Source organism: Marinobacter sp. UBA2688 (assembly GCF_002352785.1).
Lineage (GTDB): Bacteria > Pseudomonadota > Gammaproteobacteria > Pseudomonadales > Oleiphilaceae > Marinobacter > Marinobacter salarius.
In genome coordinates, this window is the sequence record NZ_DELU01000023.1 from 244,706 (window position 1) to 266,286 (window position 21,581).

The window sequence follows — 21,581 nt, forward strand, 5'->3', positions numbered from 1 at the left end:
TCCGGGTTAGCATGGCAAAGGCGCTGTTTACAGCGCCATCTTCAGGCTGGCTTCGATGAACTTGTCGATGTCACCGTCCAGCACCGACTGGGTATTGCTGGTTTCCACCTTGGTGCGTAAGTCCTTGATACGGCTGTCGTCCAGCACGTAGGAGCGGATCTGGCTGCCCCAGCCGATATCCGCCTTGGCATCCTCAGCCTTCTGTTTCTCGGCGTTACGCTCCTGCATCTCACGCTCAAACAGCTTCGCTTTCAGCTGTTTCATGGCCTGGTCTTTGTTCTGATGCTGGCTTCGGCCAGCCTGACAGGCCACGACAATACCAGTGGGATTGTGAGTCAGACGCACAGCAGATTCGGTCCGGTTTACGTGCTGACCACCCGCACCCGAGGCGCGATAGACGTCGACACGAAGGTCTGCCGGATTGATTTCAATCTCGAAGCTGTCGTCCACTTCCGGTGAGACAAAGACGGATGAGAACGACGTGTGACGGCGGTTGCCGGAATCAAACGGCGACTTTCGCACCAGACGATGCACACCGGTTTCCGTGCGCAACCAACCAAACGCATAGTCGCCCTGGATGTGGATGGTCGCACTCTTGATACCAGCCACATCGCCTTCCTGCAATTCGACGATCTCGGCCTTGAAGCCACGGCGCTCAGCCCAACGCAGGTACATGCGCAACAGCATATTGCCCCAGTCCTGGGCCTCAGTACCGCCGGAGCCGGCCTGAATGTCCAGGTAGGCGTTGTTGGCATCCATCTCGCCGGAGAACATGCGGCGGAATTCGAGCTTCTCGAGCTCTTTATCAAGCCCGGCCAGATCGGCTTCGATCTCCGCGGCCGTGCCCTCGTCCTCTTCCTCGTCCGCAATTTCGAGCAGACCTTCGGCATCTTCAAGGCCGGAGGTGAGGTTGTCGATGGTACGAACAATCAATTCAAGATCGGAGCGTTCCTTGCCCAGCGCCTGCGCCCGCTCTGGATCTTCCCATACGGAGGGCACTTCCAACTCACGCTCAACTTCAGTCAGTCTTTCACTACGCTGATCGTAGTCAAAGATACCCCCTGAGCGCTTCAGTGCGCTCACGAAGGTCTTTTATCTTCGTAACAATGGGATTGATTTCCATGAAATCCTTACTCTCGCTCGAAAAATGAATGCGATCAAAATCAGACGCGAGATTCTACCGGAAATCTGTTTTTAAATCAGCCGGTGGTAACCGCTACTTCGGTGAAAGCGTCAGGCAGGGCCGTTGTTCCGGGAGACGCTGTGAATACGTCCATGTACGCTTGACGAAAACATCCATGTTTTCGACACTCCCGGAACAACGGCCCTGCCTGGCGCCCAAAGTTGGGTGTGGCATTCATACAAGGTGTGATCGGGCTCGGGGTGGGGGTATCTTTTCTGCCAGAAAAAGGTGTCTGAGCGAAGCGAGTTCTTTTTCTAAAGAAAAGATACCCCCACCCCGGGCCCAGCCCGCCAAGGCCAAGTCCCCAAATGCCAGACTCCCAACCTTCAGGCCAGAGGCTCCAGATAATCCACCAAAAGCTGCAGGTTAGTACGCCCACGAAAGGTATTGGCATCAGGTTTGTAAACCACCCGCGCACCAGTCCTGGTGTAGTCGGGCACTTCCGGCCCGGTGTTGAAGGCGATGCCATCGATGATGGCGCCGCCCTCTTCCGGCTGGAGTACCAGCTTCAGGTGGTTCTCGCCAACGATGCGCTGGCTGACCACACGGAAGTTGCCGTCAAACAGGGGCTCCGGGAAATGCTGCCCCCAGGGACCGGCACGCTTTAACAGGGTGGCGGTTTCCAGGTGAAGCTCGTCCGGGCTCAGGGGGCCATCGGTGGTAATGGCCGCCTCAAGGTCTTCCGCCCGCAGGGTATCGCGGACCGCCCGGTCGAACGCGTCACTGAACGCGTCCAGGTCACCGCGGGACAGGGTCATGCCTGCCGCCATGGCATGGCCGCCGAATTTTTTCATCATCCCCGGGTGCCTGGCATCAACCACGGCGAGCACGTCGCGGATATGCAGGCCCGGGATGGAACGGGCCGAACCCTTGATGTCCTCGCCGTTGTCGTCCGGCGCAAACGCAATCGTCGGGCGGTGAGTCTGCTCGCGGATACGGGCCGCCAGTATGCCGATCACACCCTGGTGCCAGTCGGTGTCAAACAGGGCCAGGCCCCATGGCAGGCCCTCGATGTCCAGCGACATGGACGCCAGCAGGTCCTGAGCCTGGGTTTTCATATCTTTTTCGATGGTGCGACGTTCACGATTGAAGGTATCCAGTTCACGGGCCAGGCGCTGGGCTTCGTCACGGCTGTCCGCCAGCAGGCAGGCAATGCCCACGCTCATATCGTCCAGGCGACCGGCAGCATTCAGCCTTGGGCCAACCACAAACCCGAGATCCGTGGAGCTGATTTCGCTGTGGTCGCGGCCTGCCACTTCCAGCAGCGCCAGAATACCGGGGCGGGCCTCCCCCTGGCGGATGCGGCGCAGGCCCTGTTCCACAAAGATGCGGTTGTTATGGTCCAGGGGAACAACGTCCGCTACAGTGCCAAGCGCCACAAGATCCAACAGATTGCCGAGATTAGGTTGCGGCTCTGGCAACAGGCCCTGCTCACGCAGATGCTTTCGAAGAGCCGTCAGCACATAGAACATCACACCCACGCCCGCCGCGTTCTTGCTCAAGAAGGGGCAGCCGGGCTGGTTGGGGTTCACGATGGCGTCCGCCTCGGGCAGGGTTTCACCGGCCAGGTGATGATCGGTTACAACCACCCGGATGCCCAGTTCCCGGGCTGCGCGAACACCTTCCACGGCGGAAATACCGTTGTCCACGGTCACCAGCAGGTCCGGCAGCGCACCCTCATCTCTCAACCGGTGGATAATGCCCGGCGTCAATCCATAACCGTCGGAAAACCGGCTGGGCACGCGGAAGTCAATATCGTTCAGCCCCAGCATCCCCAATCCCAGCATGGCAACTGCCGTGCTGGTGGCGCCGTCGGCGTCGAAGTCCCCAAGCACCAGCACTCGCTGCTGACTGGTGATGGCGTCCGCCAGGAGCGCAACGGCACGGTCGACACCTCTTAGATCCATGGGCGATGCCAGGTGTTTCAGTGTGTAGGTGAGTTGGTCATCGGAAGTCACGCCACGGGCGGCGTATAGACGGCGAAGCAGTGGGGGCAGATTCTGGCCCCAGTCCGGAGTGGTGTCCGGGCTGGGGCGACGAAGGATTTTTTTGGGCGTCATACCACTCAGGTATTTTTCCAGTGTTTGGCGATAAAGTCCTGCACGGCGGACAGGTCATTATCCAAAACGGTGTATCGCTCCTCCCGTTCGAACAGATCCGACATATGCACCGGCAGGGACGGCTCGGCTTTAACACCTGAGCGCAACACGGCATCCGGGAACTTGGCCGGATGCGCAGTACCCAGGGTAATCATCGGTACCGCCGGGTCGCGACGACAGTTTCGGGCCGCACGCACGCCGATGGCGGTATGGGGGTCGAGCAAGTACTCGTTCTGGTCAAACACCTCACGGATGGTGTCTGTGGTGCCCTCATCACCCACCGCGTCACTGTCAAACAGTTTGCGAGCGTGCTTCCAGCGGTAATCTTCAATGCTGACTGGGCCCTTGGTGGCATTCTCCAACAGGTCCTTTACCGCAGCCCCGTCGCGGCCGTGCAGGTCGAACAACAGGCGCTCGAAATTGCTGGACACCATGATATCCATGCTTGGTGACAAGGTATGCTCAAGCTGGAGCTGCTCGTAGCGATTGCCACTCATAAAGCGATGCAGGATGTCGTTACGGTTGGTGGCGATCACCAACTGGGAGATCGGCAAACCCATTTTCTTGGCCAGATAACCCGCGAAGATATCGCCGAAGTTACCCGTGGGCACCGAGAAAGCCATACTCCGATCCGGACCGCCGAGCGCCAGGGAAGCATGAAAGTAGTAGACGATCTGAGCCATGATACGGGCCCAGTTAATGGAATTCACCGCCGCAAGCTGGGTTTGACCACCGAGGAACGACTGGTCACCAAAGCTCGCCTTCACCATGCGCTGGCAGTCATCAAAGTTGCCGCGCACCGCGATGTTATGGATATTGTCACCCTTCACGGTGGTCATCTGGCGACGCTGCACCTCGGACACCCGTTCATGGGGATGCAGGATGAAAATGTCGACGTGTTCGCACCGGCGGCACCCCTCAATGGCGGCGGAGCCGGTATCACCGGACGTTGCCCCCATGATCACCACGTGCTGCTTGCGTTTCTCCAACACGTAGTCCAACAGGCGCCCCAGCAGTTGCAGGGCAAAATCCTTGAACGCCAGGGTTGGGCCACGGAAAAGCTCCATGACCCACTCATTGGTGTCCAACTGAACCAGTGGGGCCACCGCTTTATGGGCAAATACATCACCGTAGGTCTCGTCCAGCATCCTGCGGAAATCCTCCGCAGGAATCGCATCGTCGACAAACGGGTGCATTACCTTGAAAGCGAGCTCGCTGTAGGAAAGCCCACGCCAGCTGCGAATTTCTTCCAGGCTGAAATGAGGCAATGATTCCGGGACATACAGGCCACCGTCGGTGGCCAGGCCTGTCAGCAGGACGTCTTCAAAGCCCAGGGCGGGAGCTTCGCCCCGTGTACTGATGTATCTCACCTTGCGTTCCTGTCAGTTAAAGTTTTCGGCGCGGATACGGACGACTTTTTCGTCGATATCGCTCAGGGCTTCCAGCTCTTCAATAGCGCGGTTGATCTGTCGCTCCTGGACCGTGTGGGTCAGGATAATTACCGGGATGCGGCCATCTTTCAGCTCCGATTCCTTCTGCATAATGGACTCGATGTTGATGCCGTGCTCACTGAGAATGGAAGCGACTTTCGCCAGCACGCCGGGACGGTCCAGCGCCTGTATGCGCAGGTAATAGGCGGACTGAACATCCTCCATCGGCAGCACCGGCAGATCTTCCATTGCCGCAGGCTCGAAGCCAAGGTAGGGAACCCGCTGGTTGCTCTTGGCAGCCACGGAACGGGCCGCGTCGATGATATCGGCGATAACCGCTGATGCCGTGGCCTCATCGCCGGCGCCGGGGCCGTAATACATGGTCTGGCCAACGGCATCACCGTCCACCAGAACTGCGTTCAACACACCATCCACCTGTGCAATGAGATGGCTGCGCGGAACCAGCGTGGGATGCACCCGCAACTCGATGCCCTCATCGCGGCGACGTGCGATCCCCAGGTGCTTGATGCGATAACCAAGAATTTCCGCGTGAGCGATGTCGTAAGGGGTGATTTCCGAAATCCCCTCGGTGTAGGCTTTTTCAAATTGCAGCGGCACACCAAAGCCTGCAGAGGCCAGGATCGTCAATTTGTGTGCAGCGTCAATGCCTTCCACATCGAAGGTCGGGTCCGCCTCGGCATACCCCAGGTCCTGAGCTTCTTTCAGCACTTCAGCGAACTCGCGACCGGCGCGCATCTCGGTGAGAATATAGTTACCGGTGCCGTTGATGATGCCGGCGATCCAGTCAACGCGGTTGGCGGCCATGCCTTCGCGAACAGCCTTGATGACGGGGATACCGCCAGCAACGCCAGCCTCGTAGGAAACGATCACATTCTGCTTCGCCGCTGCCTCGAAAATCTCGTTGCCATGGACCGCAATCAACGCCTTGTTGGCGGTGACTACGTGCTTGCCATTTCGGATGGCAGCCAGCACCAGCTCCCGAGCGGTTTCGTAACCACCAATCAATTCGACCACAACATCCACAGACGGGTCGTTCACCACGTCAAAAATGTCGGTACTGAACGGGATATCCCCCAGATCAATATCATTGCGCGGGGTGCGTGTCGCCACCCGGGCAATACGGAGATTGAAACCTGTCCGGCCTGTGATCAGGCTGGCATTACGGGTCAGTACGTTGAACGTACCACCACCGACTGTTCCCAGTCCGCAGATTCCGACATTGACGTCTTTCAAGCTTTCACCTCTGTTCCCGATGGGTTGCTGTGGGGAGCGATAGTATAACGGTTAACGGGCGCCCGAATAAGCCCCGCCTGATGAACAGGCAAACAAGGCATTCCGTAGCCTATCAGAGCAGCCCCAGGCCTTCAGCCAGTTTTTCAGACGGCACGTAACCACGCACCATATTACCGTCTTCCAGTACGATCGCCGGGGTACCCGTCACACCGACGCGACTACCCAGCTCGAATTGCTCCCTGACCGGGTTCTCGCAGCTCTGATCATCCACGGATCGACCCTGCTTGGCGGCATTCATGGCAGCCTGCGGATCATCGGAACACCAGACGGAAATATACTTGCGAAAAGAGGGCGTATTGGGGCCGGAACGGGGAAAGCCATAGTAATTGACAGTAATACCCAATTCGTTCAGTCGCGGAACCTCGTCATGCAGCTTGCGGCAGTATGGGCAATCGATATCGGTGAACACAGCAATAGAAGCCTTTTCGGTGCCCTTGGCCGGAAAACTGATCAGCCCCTCATCACCGAACTCGTCCATGGTTTGAGCGCGCTGGGACGCCCTGCCCTGTTCAGAGATATTGGCAATACCGTTCGCGGTCACTTTCAGCAGGTCGCCGGTCAGGAGATACTGACCATCGGCCGTTGTGAAAATGGTATCGCCGTTATTACTGTACACCTCGTACAAACCCTCAGCCTCCGACTTGCGGACATCGGATATCTTCAGCCCCGGAATCGCTGCGGTGAGTTTGTCGGCAATCGCATCCTCGACCTCGCCCGCATGAGCAGTGTGAGCGCCAGCCGCCAGAGCCGCGAGCACCAGTGGCAGCAAGGGTTTAAACAAGTTCTTGATCAGCATATTGGTTTCCAGTTTTCCAGAATCACGAAGGTATATAGCCTGTCAGACGGCGAATTCCGCCGAGTTTGTGCGACACCGCTGCCCGCAAAAAGTTCAGTGTACCAAGCGCCATGCCCGCCGACTAACCCGGGATGTTACGACACCCTAACTAACCGCGCGGATGGTGAGCCTGATGCAGCGATTGTAATCGCTGACGTGCCACATGGGTGTATATCTGGGTTGTCGACAAGTCCGAATGCCCAAGTAACATCTGAACCACCCGTAAGTCGGCACCATGATTCAACAGATGCGTCGCAAAGGCATGGCGAAGGGTATGGGGTGACAGATGCTTGTGAATTCCAGCACGGAGTGCGTAATGTTTGATCCGATGCCAGAAGGTCTGCCGCGTCATCGCAGCGGGACGGTTACCCGGAAACAGTGCGTTGCTGGCCCGCCCCTTGAGAAGCTCACCTCGCCCCTCCCTCATGTAACGTACCAGCCAATCAACTGCCTCTTCACCAAGCGGAACCAGGCGCTCCTTATTTCCCTTGCCAACAATCCTGATCACCCCCTGGCGCAGGTTCACCTCATCCACCGTTAAAGCCACAAGCTCCGAAACCCGCAAACCGCAGCCGTACAGGATTTCCATCATCGCCTTGTCGCGAAGCTCAATGGGCACTTCAGGATCGGGTTCCGACAACAGGTTTTCCACGTCGTCTTCCGACAAAGAATCCGGCAACCGTCGAGGAAGGCGGGGGCTATCTATTCGCAGTGTAGGGTCTTCAGCGATCACGCCTTCTCGCAAAAGGTAGCGGAAAAAACGACGAAGACCGGAGAGGCGACGGGCAGCCGTGGAGGTTTTGAAACCATCAGACAACCCACGGGATATCCAGCCCAGCAAGTCGGTCCGGCGCACCTCGGTCAGCAGGGGCGTTCCCGGCTGCTCCTGCAGCCAGGCCGCCAACCGCTCAAGATCACTCCGGTACGCCTGACGGGTTTTTTCGCCCAAGCCATCTTCAAGCCAGATGGCATCGGTGAAGCGCACAATGACCGCTTCATCCTGGGATCTAAGCTCAACTCTGGAGGTGGGTTTCCGGGGCATGGCGGCCTACTCGAAACGAAACGGGCACGAAAAGTTCCGGCAACCGGATACGAAAAAGGCAGCCTTGGGCTGCCTTTTCCTGACGAACTGTACCAGCAACTTCTGCTGATCAGCCCAGCTTTTCCTTGATACGAGCTGCCTTGCCAGACAGGTCGCGCAGGTAGTAAAGCTTAGCCTGGCGAACGTCACCACGACGCTTCACACTGATGCTGTCGATCAGCTTGGAGAAGGTCTGGAAGGTACGCTCAACACCCACACCGTAGGACACTTTCCGTACAGTGAAGGAAGAGTTCATGCCACGGTTGCGCTTGCCGATCACAACGCCTTCGAACGCCTGCAGACGCTCACGGTTGCCCTCGGTAACGCGAACCTGGATTACCACGGTATCACCCGGCGCAAAGGCAGGGATTTCCTTGGTCATCTGCTCTGATTCAATTTGACTGATGATGTTGTTCTTGCCGCTCATCGTATGTGCTCCTGATACCCAATCTTTTAATGCCCTGATGATTCAGAGGCACCCGGTTCGTTCAAAATCTCTTCCAGCAGCTCACGCTCTTCGTCCGTAAACACCCGCTTATCCAGCAGGTCGGGGCGTCGCTCCCGGGTTCGCCTCAACGACTGTTTCAGCCGCCAACGCCGGATCTGATCATGGTGACCGCCTAACAAAACATCCGGCACAGCCTGACCTTCGTAAACCTCCGGCCGGGTGTAGTGCGGACAATCCAGCAAACCGTCAGCAAAGGAATCCTGCTCTGCCGACTGCGCATGACCCAGCGCTCCGGGGATGAGGCGTGTAACCGCATCAATGACAGCCATGGCCGCCAACTCGCCACCGGAAAGCACGAAATCTCCCAGTGACACCTCCCGATCGACTTCCGCCGATATCAGGCGCTCATCAACACCCTCATATCGCCCAGCGACGAGAATAAGACTCTCTTCCGCTGCCAGCGATTCAACCACGCCCTGATTCATCGCCTCCCCCTGGGGAGACAGATAAACCACGCAGGCGCGTCCGGGTGCAGACTCCCTTGCCGCATGGATGGCATCCCGCAGTGGCTGAATTTTCATCAGCATACCGGGGCCTCCACCGTAAGGCCGGTCGTCTACCGTTCGGTGACGATCATGAGTGAATTCCCGAGGATTCCAGGCCGTGAACGTCAACAGACCATCACGAACGGCCCTTCCGGTAATCCCGTAATCCGTCACCGCAGCGTACATCTCCGGGAACAGACTGACTGCGCCAATCCACACCCGTCAGAACTCCGGATCCCAGTCGGCCACCAAACGCGAGCCGGCCAGATCCACACTCCGGACCACTTGGTCCGGAAGATAGGGAATCAGCCGCTCACGCTGGTCAATGGAGGCGTCGGTTGCCCGCACCACCAGGACGTCGTTGGAGCCTGTTTCTATCAGATGATGCACCTTACCCAGGCACTCATCCTCTGTCGTGAAAACGTCAAGGCCTTCCAGTTGATGCCAGTAGTATTCCCCTTCGGGGAGCTGCGGCAATTCCTCGGTAGACACAACAACGTCGGCACCACAGTAACTGCGGGCCACTTCACGATCATCGATACCTTTCAGCCTGACGACGATCCCCTGGCCTTGCCGGCGACCTTCCTCAAGCCTGGCCGGGATACGCTTGCCGTTGTGAACCAAGGTCCAGTCCCGGTAGTTCAGTATTCCGTCCTTGGGGTCAGTATAGGAGTAGACCTTGAGCCACCCCTTAACCCCAAACACCGAGGTAATCTGACCAATCACAGTTTCCTGCGAATGTTGAGCCATACCCTAACCCCGGTGGTGAAACGTTCTTTCAATTACTCTGCAGCAGCGCCTTTCAGCAGCTGTGCAACGCGCTCGCTGGTCTGGGCGCCTTGACCCAGCCAATGATCGATGCGATCACGATCAATACGCAGACGCTCTTCCTGGCCACGGGCAACCGGGTTGAAGAAACCAACACGCTCGATAAAACGACCGTCGCGGGATTTGCGGCTATCTGTCACTGTCAGATGGTAGAACGGGCGCTTCTTGGAGCCGCCACGAGCCAAACGGATTATTACCATTTCGACCAATATCCTGTTCTGTTGTACGAACTTTGTACGATTCACACCCGCCAAGCTTCAGAAATCACTGGCTGGCGCGAAGACCCATACTCGAAAGGGGCGCTATTCTATGCTAAATGAACGCCAAAGAAAACAGGGAAAACATCCCGGTTTCTACATACGCCCACGCGGAGGCATACCACCGCCTGCGCCACCCGGCGGCATCATACCGCCAAGACCGCGCATCATGTTAGCCATTCCGCCCTTCTTGCCGAATTTCTTCATCATTTTCTGCATTTGCTTGTGCTGCTTTAGCAGACGATTCACATCCTGGATTTGCGTACCGGACCCCGTCGCAATGCGGCGCTTGCGAGAGTTATTGATCACATCCGGGTAGCGGCGCTCCTTTGCCGTCATCGAGCAGATAATGGCCTCCATCTGCCCCATGGACTTGTCATTGACCTGTTGCTGGGCCATCTGTGCCATCTGGCCCATACCGGGCAGCTTATCCATCAGACCGCCGATGCCGCCCATGCTTTTCATCTGCTGAAGCTGGTCACGGAAGTCTTCAAGATCAAAGCTCTTACCCTTCTTGATCTTCTTTGTCAGTTTCTGGGCTTTCTTCTGATCAATCTTGCGCTCGGCTTCCTCTATAAGGGAGAGCACATCCCCCATACCCAGAATCCGGGACGCCACCCTGTCAGGGTGGAATGGCTCCAGGGCATCGGACTTCTCGCCCACACCCAGGAACTTGATCGGCTTGCCAGTAATGTGACGCACCGACAGCGCGGCACCGCCACGGGCATCACCATCGGTCTTGGTCAGGACAACGCCCGTCAGTGGCAGCGCATCATTAAAGGCCCTGGCCGTATTGGCAGCATCCTGGCCCGTCATGGCGTCGACCACAAACAGGGTTTCAACCGGGTTGACGGCTTTATGAAGACGACCAATCTCGCCCATCATCTGCTCATCGACGTGCAGGCGGCCGGCGGTATCCAGAATCACAACATCAACATGTTTCTTGCGGGCTGCATCCATGGCGCCATTGGCGATATCAACAGGGTCCTGGTCCTCAGAACTGGGAAAGAACTCCACACCCACTTCACCGGCCAGCGTTTCCAGCTGACGAATGGCCGCCGGGCGATACACGTCGGCGCTCACCACCAGAACGGACTTTTTCTGCCTTTCCTTAAGGAAGCGGGCAAGCTTGGCCACCGTGGTGGTCTTACCGGCACCCTGCAAGCCGGCCATCATAATCACTGCCGGTGGCTGTACTGCCAGGTTGAGGGATTCGTTGCCATCCCCCATCACGCGTTCCAGCTCCTGCTGGACAACCTTCACGAATACCTGGCCCGGACTCAGGCTACGCTGAACTTCCTGCCCGATTGCCCGCTGACGCACGCCCTCAATGAATGCCTTGACCACAGGCAGGGCAACGTCCGCCTCCAACAGCGCCATGCGCACTTCACGCAGCGTTTCCTTTATATTGTCGTCGGTCAGCCGCGCCTGCCCAGATATCTTGCGCAGACTGCCGGAAAGTCGGTCCTGGAGGTTTTCAAACATGTTGCTCTTCCGTACCCGGATAAATTGGTTGCATGAAACACCGGAACCCGATCAGGTTCCTTGATTCCTGTTGCATAATCGCGACATTATAACCAGACTATCGCCCTGAAACGACCAGCCCGGTCAAATCGGCGTGGAACCCCGCCGATCTCGAGTCAGAAAGTGGTTATAAAAAGGACGTCATGGGAACGTTGATCCTCGCGGTCACTTCGTTATTGCTTTACAGCGTAGGTACCGCCCTGCAGGCTCTCAGCTTCCGGGGACGGGTACACACCAGCATTGCCATCACCACCCTTATCGGCCTGCTGGCCCTGACAGCACATGGACTGTTGATTGCCCAGACCGTTCATCGTGAAGGCGGTTTCGATTTCGGCTTCTTCCAAAGCTCTGTCCTTATTTCCTGGCTGATCGCTTTTTTGCTGCTAGCCCTCAACCTTCGCAAACCGGTACAAAGCCTTTTCCTTGGCGTTTACCCGCTGGCAGCGCTGACCATCATTATGGGTCTGATTACTCACTCCCCTTCCCGATTGGTGCCGGAAGACCACTACGGCATGCTCTCCCATATCGCACTGTCGGTGACAGCCTACAGCCTGTTTACGCTGGCCGCCATACAGGCGGTGCTGCTTTACCTGCAGAATCGCCAGCTCAAACAGAACTATAACAGCGTCCTGATACGCAACCTGCCGCCGCTGCAGACCATGGAGTCATTGCTGTTCGAGCTGGTGTGGGCAGGCGTGGTCATGCTGATTCTGGCCATCGTGACCGGCGCCCTGTTCATTGACGACCTGTTCGCTCAGGATCTGGCCCACAAAACGCTGTTCTCGCTGTTGTCACTCATCGTCTTCATCGCATTGCTGATCGGACGCTACACGAAGGGCTGGCGCGGCATTACCGCCAGCCGCTGGACACTGGCAGGGTGCGCCCTGTTAATGCTCGCCTTCTATGGAAGCAAGTTCGTGCTGGAACTGATCTTTCACCGGGGCGGCTGACGCTACCATGAATTTCCCCGGACAGACACCAACTTGACACCCCGACTTTCAACCACCTATTTTCCCAACTTGTCGGCAACATAAGGACACTCAGTCTTGAACGAAACATCGCTTACTGCGCTGTTCATCATCCTGGCAGGACTCATCCTGCTTTCCGCCTTCTTCTCCAGCTCTGAAACCGGGATGATGTCACTGAACCGGTACCGGCTGAAGCACATGGCCAAGACCGGCCATAGAGGCGCCCGCAGAGCCCAGTCTCTCCTCAATCGCACCGACCAGCTGATCGGCGTCATCCTGATCGGCAACAACTTCGTCAACATCTTTGCCTCAGCCATCGCCACGGTGATCGCCATCCGCATTTGGGGCGACGCCGGGATTGCCATTGCCACCGTTCTGCTGACCATCGTTATCCTGATTTTTGCGGAAGTCACCCCCAAAACCCTTGCTGCACTGTTTCCCGAAAAGATTGCCTTTCCAGCCAGCCACGTACTGGGACCGCTGCTCAAATTACTCTATCCCGTGGTTTGGGCGGTTAATCTGTTTACAGGCGCCATCCTGAAGATCATCGGCGTGTCCGCCGACGATGCCGCCAACGAGCACCTCAGCCGCGAAGAACTGAGAACCCTTGTAAATGAGGCGGGCGCACTGATCCCAGCCAAACACAAGGACATGCTGGTTAGCATCCTCGACCTTGAGAAAGTGACCGTGAACGACATCATGGTGCCACGCAACGAGGTGGTCGGCATCGATCTGGATGATGACCTGGACACCATCCTGCGCCAACTAAGAAGCAGTCAGCACACTCGCTTGCCGGTGTTCAAGGGGGACATCAACAACATTCAGGGCGTGCTTCACCTGCGCAACGCCTCAAAACTCCTGCTTCACGATGAAATCAACAAGGCCATGCTGATGCAGCTGTGCCGTGAGCCCTATTTCATTCCGGAAAGCACACCCCTCAACACCCAACTGATCAACTTTCAGAAGGAGAAACGACGCTTCGGCATCGTTGTTGACGAGTACGGAGAAGTACTCGGCCTGGCGACACTGGAAGACATTCTTGAGGAGATCGTTGGCGAATTCACCACCGATTACGCCGCCACCAGCCCCGACATCATTCCCCAGGACGACGGCACATACATCATCGATGGTACGTCCGCTGTGCGAACCATCAACAAAACCCTTGGCTGGAAGCTACCTATTGATGGTCCCAAAACACTCAACGGCCTCATCACCGAAACCCTGGAAAACATCCCGGACACCAACGTGTGCCTGAAGGTGGGCGGGCACCGCGTTGAGGTGCTCCAAATCAAGGACAATGTGGTCAAGGCTGCGATCGTTCACCCCAAAAAGAAGAAAAAGCGCGCTATGGGCTAGATCATCTGGCTATAACACCTGACTATTTAGAAAGATCAAATTTTAATATTTTTCTTGACCGAAATGCGGTTCCACCCAAGACTGGAGTCACGCAAAAAATAATAACAACATGCCGTAAGGCATATGATCCGCCGTTCCTTAGGGTGCTTTGGAACATTAGTGGGTTTTGTTAGCGTTTGGTCATGTTACCGTGTGTTAAAATGCGGTAGATTTAACGTATAAAGAAAAAATACAGCTGTAAGCTCGGTCATGTATCCGGTTGAGGCGTACACAGGAGTCGGCCATGAATAAGCAGTCCGGCATACATTATCTCCGCGAGCACCGGGAGGCAGGGAGCTCAAATCCCGTACCTGCGCAGGTGGTTCGCATCCGCGACACTGTCGTTGCTGGACTGGGGGATTTGTTGCAGGGTGCATTTGATGCAGTTGATGACTCGCTGTTCGAGCTGGCAAACAACGCCAGAAGCAACAACGAGCAGAACCGCTATTTCGAGGCCATGCGCGAAATCCGTATCAAGCGGAAGGGTGTAGAGCGTCACTTCCAGAATGCGGTAGCACAACTGTTCGCCAATCCGCCTCAAAGCGGCAGCGTGGCAGCCGACGAAAGTCTAGCCAGCCAGACCAGCTCAGACAGCCTGTCGCTGGTAGGCGACGACGACCTGGAAGAACAGGTTGCCCTCAATGCCATGATCACCAAGTCCAAGGTCCACTTTCAGGGTCCCCTGTTACAACTGCAGACACGCTTCAGCGTGGTTTATCCGGGCGCCAGTGACGAAGCGCCGGTTAACCCCATGGCGCCAGAACATCTCTGCAGCGCCTTTGTGGAAGCCATCCAGGCGCTGGAAATCCAGATACGCGAACGCCTGATTCTGCTCAAGCAATTTGATCGTTACGTTGTTTCCAACCTTGGCATGTTGCTGGACGAAGCCAACCGAATCCTCATCCAGGCCGGCGTGATTCCGAATTTCCGCTACCACGGCAAGGCTGGTAAACAGCAGAGCAAGACAGCATCCGGCACTCACGCTGACGAAACAGGTGGGAACGCCAGCGCGATGACGGAACCCGCTGCTGCGGAAAGTCAGCAAGGGCACCATGAAGGCGCCATGTTCGACCAGATCCGGCAGATGCTGGCGCTCCAGCGCGCCAACGCAGGCATTCCGCCGCGGGCATCCGACCCCAATATTCATGTCGTTGGGGGAGCGGAACTGGCAAGTCTGCTCGGCTCACTTCCCCAACACCCCCCTGGCGAACAGATTAGCGGCAACCTGAGTGCCGGCGAGCCGGTGATGGTTGACCTCCATCAGGTTGTCCAACAGTTGCTGGCACAGGCCGGAACGACCAGCGATGGCAAAAAGCCGGCGTTGGCGGAAATGGACGAGGACCTGATCAACCTCGTGTCCATGTTGTTTGAATTCATTCTCGACGATTACAACCTCTCGGCCCCCGTGCAGGTCCTGATCAGCCGATTACAGATCCCCATCCTCAAGGTGGTGATCAAGGACAAGTCATTCTTCAGTAAAGCAACTCACCCAGCCCGCCGCCTGCTGAACTCCCTGGCACGGGCCGGCATTGGCTGGAGCGAGAGTGACGAGAAAACCCGCGACAAGCTGTACGAGCAGATCCACGCCATTGTCGTTCGCATACTGAACGAATTCGATGGTGACGTAACACTCTTTGAAACCCTGGGCGAGGAGTTCGAACAGTTCCTGGCAAGGGAAAACCGCAAGTCCTCCCTGGTGGAGCAGCGCACCCGGGAATCCGAGCGCGGACGTATCAAATCGCAGAAAGCTCAGGAAACCGTCGATCAGTTGCTGCAGAAAAAACTGGCGCGATACAAGCTTCAGGAGCCAGTGCGGAACATCCTGATCAACGGCTGGAGCCGAGTGATGTTCCTGGCTTACCTGAGGGACGACGTGGAACACCGCTGGCTACAGACTGTCCGCGTGGTGGATGACCTCATTTGGTGCCTGCATCCGCATCAGGAAGATGAAGAGCGGGATCAGTGGGTTCGCGTGGTTCCCGGCTTGCTGAAGTCACTCCGGGCCGGGCTTGAAGAGGTTTCCTACAACTCATCCAAGCTGGATGAGATGATGGCGGACCTCAAGCACGAGTTAACGGAAGCTTTTCGGGCCAACGCGCTGGCCGAGGCCATGGAGGACTCTCCCGAACCGGAACCCGAAGAAGACATCCCCACGGCTCATCAGACTGCCATTGAGCGCCAACAGGAGCTTGAGGACGCCGCCATCGCCGAATATGTGGCACAGATCGATGCTATTGAAATCGGCAATTGGGTGGAGTTCAACCTGGTCAACGGGGCCAGCTTCCGCTGCAAACTGTCCGCCATCATTGAGGAAGCAGACTGCTTTGTTTTCGTAAATCGCATGGGGCTCAAGGTGATCGAGAAAACCCGCACCGACCTGGCCCATGAGATGCGGCGCGGCCGTCTGACCGTCCTTGAGCAGGGAGCGCTGATTGACCGGGCGCTGGACGCAGTCGTGGGCAGCTTGCGGAGCAAGGCAGGTTAAAAGCACTGGGAGCGTCTGAGCAACAATGCTGGAGTATGGCAGTGTTACCGGCCTCCCGGACAAATACCGGATCACCCTGGCGATATCGGTTGCCTTACTGCTTCATACCCTGATAATGGCCACCCTTCCCTATACGGCTCCAAGCGCGGAAAGCCATCGCCAGACGGTGAAAGTGGAACTGGTCAGTCCTGGCAGTATTCCCTTGCCGGAATCCGCCGCCAGCGCGACATCGTCGACTCGCGCGACAGCTCCGGACCGTAACACGATCACAACTGAACCAACGTCCACCAGCGACCAGCGTGACCCCGTTGCTGTGGAATCGCCGCAAGTCGACACCAGTCATCCCCGGCACAAAGAACCAACTGCGCGTTCGGCGCCATCACCACAAACACCCGTGGTGGAGCCCCAATCTCCAGCACGGACAACGCCCTCGCAGGACTCGGCCGCTACTGCCGCAGGCAACCCGGAGCAACCGGTGGAGGACACGCCGGAAAAGGTCACTCGGATAACATCGTCGCCACGAGATGTGGATCCCTATACGGCAAGCCTGGCCGTACACATTGGTAAGGAACTCGGCAAACGACCGGTTCCTTCCAGCCGCAGTGTCACCGAGCCGGTGAGCAGTCAACTTGAGCTGAAACTACTCCCAAGCGGAGCACTTACTGGTGCCAAGGTCACCAAATCGACGGGGTTCAACGACATAGACCGAGCGATTTATCAGGCTGCCCTGCTAGCCAGCCCTTATCCAAAACCACCGGAAGAATACTCAGGAAGGAAGCAATTCCGGGTCGAACTCATTTTCGCCCCGGAACGACTTTAAACACGGTTAACTCAGGCTTCTGCCTGTTTCGCAGCGGCTTTGACCTGCTCGGCCAGCTCACCACTTTCCGACATTTCGAGAATAATGTCGCAGCCGCCTACCAGCTCACCATTGATATAGAGCTGCGGGTAGGTGGGCCAGCTTGAATAGACCTTGAGGCCTTCACGCAATTCCTGGTTATCAAGAATATTTACAAAGGCGAACCGCTCGCCGCATGCCATCAGCGCCTGGACGGTCTTCGCTGAGAAACCGCACTGCGGAGCCTGTGGAGTGCCTTTCATATAGAGGATAATGGCGTTTTCCTCAAGCTGGCTCTTGATGGTTTCGTTGATGTCCATGAACTCTCACCTCTCATTGGAAACGGGGTCGCCCGGTTGCGACATGCCTGACACTATTGTACACGTCCCGTGACGCTCACCAAACACCGCCTGACACCTGCATATGCCCTGGCGTTGTCTTCAGCCCCCTGACGGGCTAGACTTGAGCCCCTGCCTTTCAGGCAACCTCCGTTTCCGTATTTCCCGCCAGTGCGGCTCTCACCGCGTGCTGGCGTATTGCCGTTTCAGGACAATGACCACCGCGGGCCGGTTGTAACCACGAATAGATCCGGATTTCTTGGATAGGGTTATCGATTAATTAAGGGCCACTCCATGGCAGCAAGACATTTTCTCACACTCAATGACTTAAGCTCCGACGAGCTTGAAAGTCTGGTCGACCACGGCACTAAACTCCGCAACGATTGGCGCCAGGGCGTCGTGCGCGAAACCCTGAAGAATCGTGTCCTGGCAATGATCTTCGAGAAGTCGTCAACCCGTACGCGGGTATCCTTCGAGGCGGGCATGACCCAGCTCGGTGGCGCTGCTCTGTTCCTCTCTCCCCGTGATACCCAGCTCGGACGAGGAGAACCCATTGAAGACTCCGCCATCGTGATTTCCAGCATGGTGGACGCTGTCATGATCCGGACGTTTTCCCACGATACCGTCGACGCATTCGCGGCGGCCTCCAGAGTGCCCGTCATCAACGCTCTGACAGATGATTTCCATCCTTGCCAGCTGCTGGCCGACATGCAGACGTACCGGGAACATCGCGGCAGCATTCGTGGCGGTACGGTTGCCTGGGTTGGCGATGGCAACAACATGTGCCAGTCCTACATCAATGCAGCAACGCAGTTCGGCTTTAACCTGCGCGTTGCCTGCCCGGAGGGTTACGAACCTGACAGTGAATTGCTGAAAACCCATCAGGATCGGGTGTCTGTGGTTCATGATCCGGCTGAAGCCGCCAGAGGTGCCGATCTCCTGGTCACGGATGTCTGGGCCTCCATGGGGCAGGAAGATGAACAGAAAGCCCGTCAGAGAGTCTTCCAGAACTACCAGATCAATCCCTCGCTGATGAAATTGGCGGACAAGGACGCCCTGTTCATGCACTGCCTGCCGGCGCACCGTGGCGAGGAGATATCCGCGGACATGATGGAACACCCGCGTTCGGTGGTCTGGGACGAAGCCGAAAACCGCTTGCACGCCCAGAAAGCGCTGCTGGAATTCCTGATCCTCAATCGACTGGACTGACCGAATGACCGATAGCCTGGCTCAGCCTGCTGACTGGCTGCTGGAAGTAAACAACCTGTCCTGCGGGTATGGCGATGGCTCAGTGGTCAGGAACGTCAACTTTGCCCTCAGTCACGGCGATATCGGCTGCCTGCTGGGCCCCAGCGGTTGCGGAAAAAGCACCATCCTCAGGGCATTGGCAGGATTTCTTCCCATCAATACCGGTGAGATTTGCCTGCAGTCCAGTTCCATCAGCCTGCCCGGTCGCACTCTCGCCCCTGAGAAGCGCCGAATCGGCATGGTGTTTCAGGACTACGCCCTGTTCCCACACCTGACAATTGCCGAAAACGTCGGCTTCGGCTTGCGCAGAGAGGATCGCGAGGAAAAACATCAGAAAGTCACCGAGTTGCTTAAGGTGGTTCATCTGCAGGATCTTGCCGACAACTACCCCCATGAACTGTCGGGTGGGCAGCAACAAAGGGTGGCGCTTGCCCGTGCCCTGGCACCGGAACCCACGTTGATACTGCTGGACGAGCCGTTCTCTAACCTCGACGCAGATCTGCGCCGCCGACTCAGCCTGGATGTGCGGGAAATCCTCAAGACACTGGGCATCAGTGCCATCCTGGTCACTCACGATCAACAGGAAGCCTTCGCCATGTGTGATCAGGTGGCGGTTCTGAAAGACGGCGGAATACAGCAATGGGACGTGCCCTACAACTTATACCACGAACCCGCCAACCGTTTTGTTGCAGGTTTCGTGGGCCAGGGAGGCTTCGTTCCAGGAAAAGCGTTGGGGCCGGACACGATTGAGTCCGAGCTGGGGGTCATCCGCGGCAACCGCGCCTACACCTGGCAACCCGGCACGCTGGTCGACGTGCTGATCCGGCCAGACGACATCGTCTACGATGCCAACTCCGAACTTAAGCCAAAAGTGGTGGAAAAGACCTTTGCCGGGACGTCGACGCTCTATCGCTTTCGCTGCTCGGAAGACACCGAGTTCGAGGCCCTGTTCCGGAGCCATCTGGACTTTCACCTGGGCGAACACGTGCCAGTCCGGGTGGAGGCAGACCATCTGATCGCCTTCGAGAGAACCTGAGAGCCCGAGCCTCAGTTATTACAAACCCGCTCCACGGAATCCAGCCAGCCGGCGTACAGGGTCTCCCGCAGTGCCGGCTTCATAGCCGCCTCGAAGCGATGTTCCCGCTCCCAGAGTTGTGCTATCTCGTCCAGCCCCTGGTATACACCGGTCTGCAGCCCGGCCAGATAGGCCGCCCCCAGAGCCGTGGTCTCTGTCACGCGGGGGCGGTCCACTGGCACGTTGAGGATATCCGCCAGAAATTGCATCACCCAGTCGTTGACCACCATGCCACCATCCACCCGCAGTGCCTGCAGGGACGCACCATCGTTCTGGATGGCGCGGATCAGGTCCTTGGTCTGATAGCAGACGGATTGCAGGCCGGCGGTGACGATCTCGCCGATTCCGGTGTCCCGGGTAAGGCCAAGAATCGCCCCGCGGGCGTGAGGATCCCAATGTGGCGCACCCAGACCGGTAAAGGCCGGAACCAGATAAACAGGGTTTTCCGCCCCCACTTTCGAGGCGTAATCAGAGGATTCGCTGGCGTGACTGATAAGCTTCAACCCGTCCCTGAGCCATTGCATGGCGGCGCCGGCAACAAAGATGCTGCCTTCCATGGCGTAGCACGGTTTGCCATTCAAACGATAAGCCATGGTTGTCAGCAACCGGTTTTCGGAGCGTAGCGCCTTTTCGCCGGTATTCAGCATCAGGAAACAACCGGTGCCATAGGTGCTTTTCGCCATGCCGGGCTCGAAACAGGCCTGCCCAATCAATGCTGCGTGCTGGTCGCCCGCGATACCGGCGACCTGCACCGATGCCCCCAGCCACTGCCTGTCGGTGGTGCCAAAATCCGCGGCAGAATCGAGCACCTCCGGCAACAGCGCCCGGGGAACCCGGAAGAGGGTCAACAACTCGTCGTCCCATTGCTGACTATGAATATTGAACAACGCGGTGCGCGAGGCGTTAGTGGCATCGGTCTTGTGGGAGCGCCCACCAGTCAGATTCCAGAGCAGCCAGCAGTCCACAGTACCGAAGGCAAGCTCGCCAGCTTCCGCCCTCTGACGGGCACCGTCCACATGGTCGAGTATCCAGGCAATCTTGGTGGCGGAGAAATACGGGTCGATCAGGAGCCCGGTGCGTTCCACCACCCTACCTTCATGGCCATCGGACTTGAGTTTGGTGCAAACAGACGCTGTGCGTCGATCCTGCCAGACAATCGCGCGGTGAATTGGCTCTCCGGTTTTCCGATCCCAGATCACCGTGGTTTCCCGCTGATTGGTGATGCCGATACCTGCCAGGGTTGAGGCATCCAGCCCTGACGACTCGAGAACCTCCCTGCACACCGCCAATGTACTTTGCCAGATTTCGCCGGCCTCATGTTCCACCTGGCCATCTTTCGGAAAGTACTGGTGAAATTCCTGTTGCGCCGTGGCGATGGCTTGGCCGGAGGCATTGAAAATGATCGCGCGGGAACTGGTGGTCCCCTGATCGATGGCGAGCAGGTGCTGGGTCATGGGGCGTCCTTTCAGGGGCTTCAGCATTATTCTGGTCAATGCTGCAATCTTCTCAAAGGATTGCTAAGAACGCTACGGTAAAGTCGGGCATAAAAAAAGGGCCGGAAAACCGGCCCTCAAATGACGAATGAAACAAGGAAAGTTCGTAAGAACTACAACCTCAAAAGTCATCCCTTACACATTTAGTATCGGCTCGGATTGCCCAGCCTTCAGTTGAGGTTGTGTTGCGCCTTTGT

General features: G+C 57.3%; 19 protein-coding genes. 6 read left to right on the forward strand and 13 right to left on the reverse strand.

Annotated elements, in window-relative coordinates; translation table 11 throughout:
* Positions 1–27: 27 nt before the first annotated feature.
* From prfB to ffh, 11 genes are all read right to left on the reverse strand, one after another.
* Positions 28–1,123 (reverse strand): peptide chain release factor 2 gene (gene prfB, locus B3M52_RS12760; RefSeq protein WP_126810486.1). Its coding sequence is split into 2 segments (ribosomal slippage): positions 28–1,050 and positions 1,052–1,123, totalling 1,095 coding nucleotides; the frame shifts between segments, so codons are not numbered across the junction.
* Positions 1,124–1,509: 386 nt separating this feature from the next.
* On the reverse strand, positions 1,510–3,243 hold the full coding sequence (gene recJ / locus B3M52_RS12765) for a single-stranded-DNA-specific exonuclease RecJ (RefSeq protein ID WP_075195985.1): 1,734 nt from the start codon (positions 3,241–3,243) through the stop codon (positions 1,510–1,512).
* A 5-nt stretch (positions 3,244–3,248) separates the two neighbouring features.
* A complete protein-coding gene (gene thrC / locus B3M52_RS12770) occupies positions 3,249–4,652 on the reverse strand; it encodes a threonine synthase (protein ID WP_041333520.1) in 1,404 nt (467 codons plus the stop codon).
* A gap of 12 nt (positions 4,653–4,664) precedes the next feature.
* Positions 4,665–5,966, reverse strand: a complete 1,302-nt coding sequence (locus B3M52_RS12775; protein WP_036204154.1) for a homoserine dehydrogenase — start codon at positions 5,964–5,966, stop codon at positions 4,665–4,667.
* 112 nt (positions 5,967–6,078) lie between these two features.
* On the reverse strand, positions 6,079–6,822 hold the full coding sequence (locus tag B3M52_RS12780) for a DsbC family protein (protein ID WP_075195986.1): 744 nt from the start codon (positions 6,820–6,822) through the stop codon (positions 6,079–6,081).
* 148 nt (positions 6,823–6,970) lie between these two features.
* Positions 6,971–7,903, reverse strand: a complete 933-nt coding sequence (gene xerD / locus B3M52_RS12785) for a site-specific tyrosine recombinase XerD (protein ID WP_075195987.1) — start codon at positions 7,901–7,903, stop codon at positions 6,971–6,973.
* 109 nt (positions 7,904–8,012) lie between these two features.
* Positions 8,013–8,369, reverse strand: a complete 357-nt coding sequence (rplS, locus tag B3M52_RS12790) for a 50S ribosomal protein L19 (RefSeq protein ID WP_007154388.1) — start codon at positions 8,367–8,369, stop codon at positions 8,013–8,015.
* Positions 8,370–8,395: 26 nt separating this feature from the next.
* Positions 8,396–9,154, reverse strand: coding sequence for a tRNA (guanosine(37)-N1)-methyltransferase TrmD (gene trmD, locus B3M52_RS12795; protein ID WP_036204148.1), 759 nt, complete (start codon positions 9,152–9,154; stop codon positions 8,396–8,398).
* 3 nt (positions 9,155–9,157) lie between these two features.
* Complete coding sequence (rimM, locus tag B3M52_RS12800) at positions 9,158–9,685, reverse strand: ribosome maturation factor RimM (RefSeq protein WP_075195988.1); 528 nt, start codon at positions 9,683–9,685, stop codon at positions 9,158–9,160.
* A 32-nt stretch (positions 9,686–9,717) separates the two neighbouring features.
* Positions 9,718–9,963 (reverse strand): 30S ribosomal protein S16, encoded by a 246-nt coding sequence (gene rpsP, locus B3M52_RS12805; RefSeq protein ID WP_007154391.1) that lies wholly within the window; start codon positions 9,961–9,963, stop codon positions 9,718–9,720.
* 153 nt (positions 9,964–10,116) lie between these two features.
* The gene (gene ffh / locus B3M52_RS12810) at positions 10,117–11,505 is read right to left on the reverse strand and encodes a signal recognition particle protein (protein WP_075195989.1); all 1,389 of its coding nucleotides are present in this window, start codon (positions 11,503–11,505) and stop codon (positions 10,117–10,119) included.
* 182 nt (positions 11,506–11,687) lie between these two features.
* Between ffh and B3M52_RS12815 the strand changes: the two genes are divergently transcribed.
* The 4 genes from B3M52_RS12815 to B3M52_RS12830 all read left to right on the forward strand — a co-directional run bounded on the left by B3M52_RS12815 (position 11,688) and on the right by B3M52_RS12830 (position 17,212).
* The gene (locus B3M52_RS12815) at positions 11,688–12,494 is read left to right on the forward strand and encodes a cytochrome C assembly family protein (RefSeq protein WP_036204139.1); all 807 of its coding nucleotides are present in this window, start codon (positions 11,688–11,690) and stop codon (positions 12,492–12,494) included.
* A gap of 96 nt (positions 12,495–12,590) precedes the next feature.
* Positions 12,591–13,868: an HlyC/CorC family transporter gene (locus B3M52_RS12820; protein WP_041333515.1), complete on the forward strand. Its 1,278-nt coding sequence runs from the start codon at positions 12,591–12,593 to the stop codon at positions 13,866–13,868.
* A gap of 283 nt (positions 13,869–14,151) precedes the next feature.
* Positions 14,152–16,392, forward strand: coding sequence for a DUF1631 domain-containing protein (locus tag B3M52_RS12825; RefSeq protein ID WP_036204133.1), 2,241 nt, complete (start codon positions 14,152–14,154; stop codon positions 16,390–16,392).
* Positions 16,393–16,417: 25 nt separating this feature from the next.
* Positions 16,418–17,212 (forward strand): energy transducer TonB family protein, encoded by a 795-nt coding sequence (locus B3M52_RS12830; protein WP_036204130.1) that lies wholly within the window; start codon positions 16,418–16,420, stop codon positions 17,210–17,212.
* A gap of 11 nt (positions 17,213–17,223) precedes the next feature.
* Here B3M52_RS12830 and grxD read toward each other — a convergent pair whose 3' ends face one another.
* Positions 17,224–17,550 (reverse strand): Grx4 family monothiol glutaredoxin, encoded by a 327-nt coding sequence (gene grxD, locus B3M52_RS12835; RefSeq protein WP_036204127.1) that lies wholly within the window; start codon positions 17,548–17,550, stop codon positions 17,224–17,226.
* 312 nt (positions 17,551–17,862) lie between these two features.
* Here grxD and argF point away from each other — a divergent pair, with 312 nt between their 5' ends.
* Together argF and B3M52_RS12845 are read left to right on the forward strand one after the other, a co-directional pair.
* A complete protein-coding gene (argF, locus tag B3M52_RS12840; RefSeq protein ID WP_041333511.1) occupies positions 17,863–18,777 on the forward strand; it encodes an ornithine carbamoyltransferase in 915 nt (304 codons plus the stop codon).
* Between the two features lie 4 nt (positions 18,778–18,781).
* Positions 18,782–19,852, forward strand: coding sequence for an ABC transporter ATP-binding protein (locus tag B3M52_RS12845; RefSeq protein WP_036204120.1), 1,071 nt, complete (start codon positions 18,782–18,784; stop codon positions 19,850–19,852).
* A gap of 11 nt (positions 19,853–19,863) precedes the next feature.
* On the opposite strand, the gene glpK is transcribed toward B3M52_RS12845, so the two are convergent.
* Positions 19,864–21,345: a glycerol kinase GlpK gene (gene glpK / locus B3M52_RS12850; protein WP_036204117.1), complete on the reverse strand. Its 1,482-nt coding sequence runs from the start codon at positions 21,343–21,345 to the stop codon at positions 19,864–19,866.
* Between the last annotated feature and the right edge of the window lie 236 nt (positions 21,346–21,581).

Excerpts from the sequence above, each read along its gene's own strand:
- recJ (WP_075195985.1), bottom strand. The coding sequence starts at position 3,243 with ATGACGCCCAAAAAAATCCTTCGTCGCCCCAGCCCGGACACCACTCCG.
- B3M52_RS12780 (WP_075195986.1), bottom strand. The coding sequence starts at position 6,822 with ATGCTGATCAAGAACTTGTTTAAACCCTTGCTGCCACTGGTGCTCGCG.
- xerD (WP_075195987.1), bottom strand. The coding sequence starts at position 7,903 with ATGCCCCGGAAACCCACCTCCAGAGTTGAGCTTAGATCCCAGGATGAA.
- rplS (WP_007154388.1), bottom strand. The coding sequence starts at position 8,369 with ATGAGCGGCAAGAACAACATCATCAGTCAAATTGAATCAGAGCAGATG.
- rimM (WP_075195988.1), bottom strand. The coding sequence starts at position 9,685 with ATGGCTCAACATTCGCAGGAAACTGTGATTGGTCAGATTACCTCGGTG.
- rpsP (WP_007154391.1), bottom strand. The coding sequence starts at position 9,963 with ATGGTAATAATCCGTTTGGCTCGTGGCGGCTCCAAGAAGCGCCCGTTC.
- ffh (WP_075195989.1), bottom strand. The coding sequence starts at position 11,505 with ATGTTTGAAAACCTCCAGGACCGACTTTCCGGCAGTCTGCGCAAGATA.
- B3M52_RS12815 (WP_036204139.1), top strand. The coding sequence starts at position 11,688 with ATGGGAACGTTGATCCTCGCGGTCACTTCGTTATTGCTTTACAGCGTA.
- B3M52_RS12825 (WP_036204133.1), top strand. The coding sequence starts at position 14,152 with ATGAATAAGCAGTCCGGCATACATTATCTCCGCGAGCACCGGGAGGCA.
- B3M52_RS12830 (WP_036204130.1), top strand. The coding sequence starts at position 16,418 with ATGCTGGAGTATGGCAGTGTTACCGGCCTCCCGGACAAATACCGGATC.
- grxD (WP_036204127.1), bottom strand. The coding sequence starts at position 17,550 with ATGGACATCAACGAAACCATCAAGAGCCAGCTTGAGGAAAACGCCATT.
- argF (WP_041333511.1), top strand. The coding sequence starts at position 17,863 with ATGGCAGCAAGACATTTTCTCACACTCAATGACTTAAGCTCCGACGAG.
- B3M52_RS12845 (WP_036204120.1), top strand. The coding sequence starts at position 18,782 with ATGACCGATAGCCTGGCTCAGCCTGCTGACTGGCTGCTGGAAGTAAAC.
- glpK (WP_036204117.1), bottom strand. The coding sequence starts at position 21,345 with ATGACCCAGCACCTGCTCGCCATCGATCAGGGGACCACCAGTTCCCGC.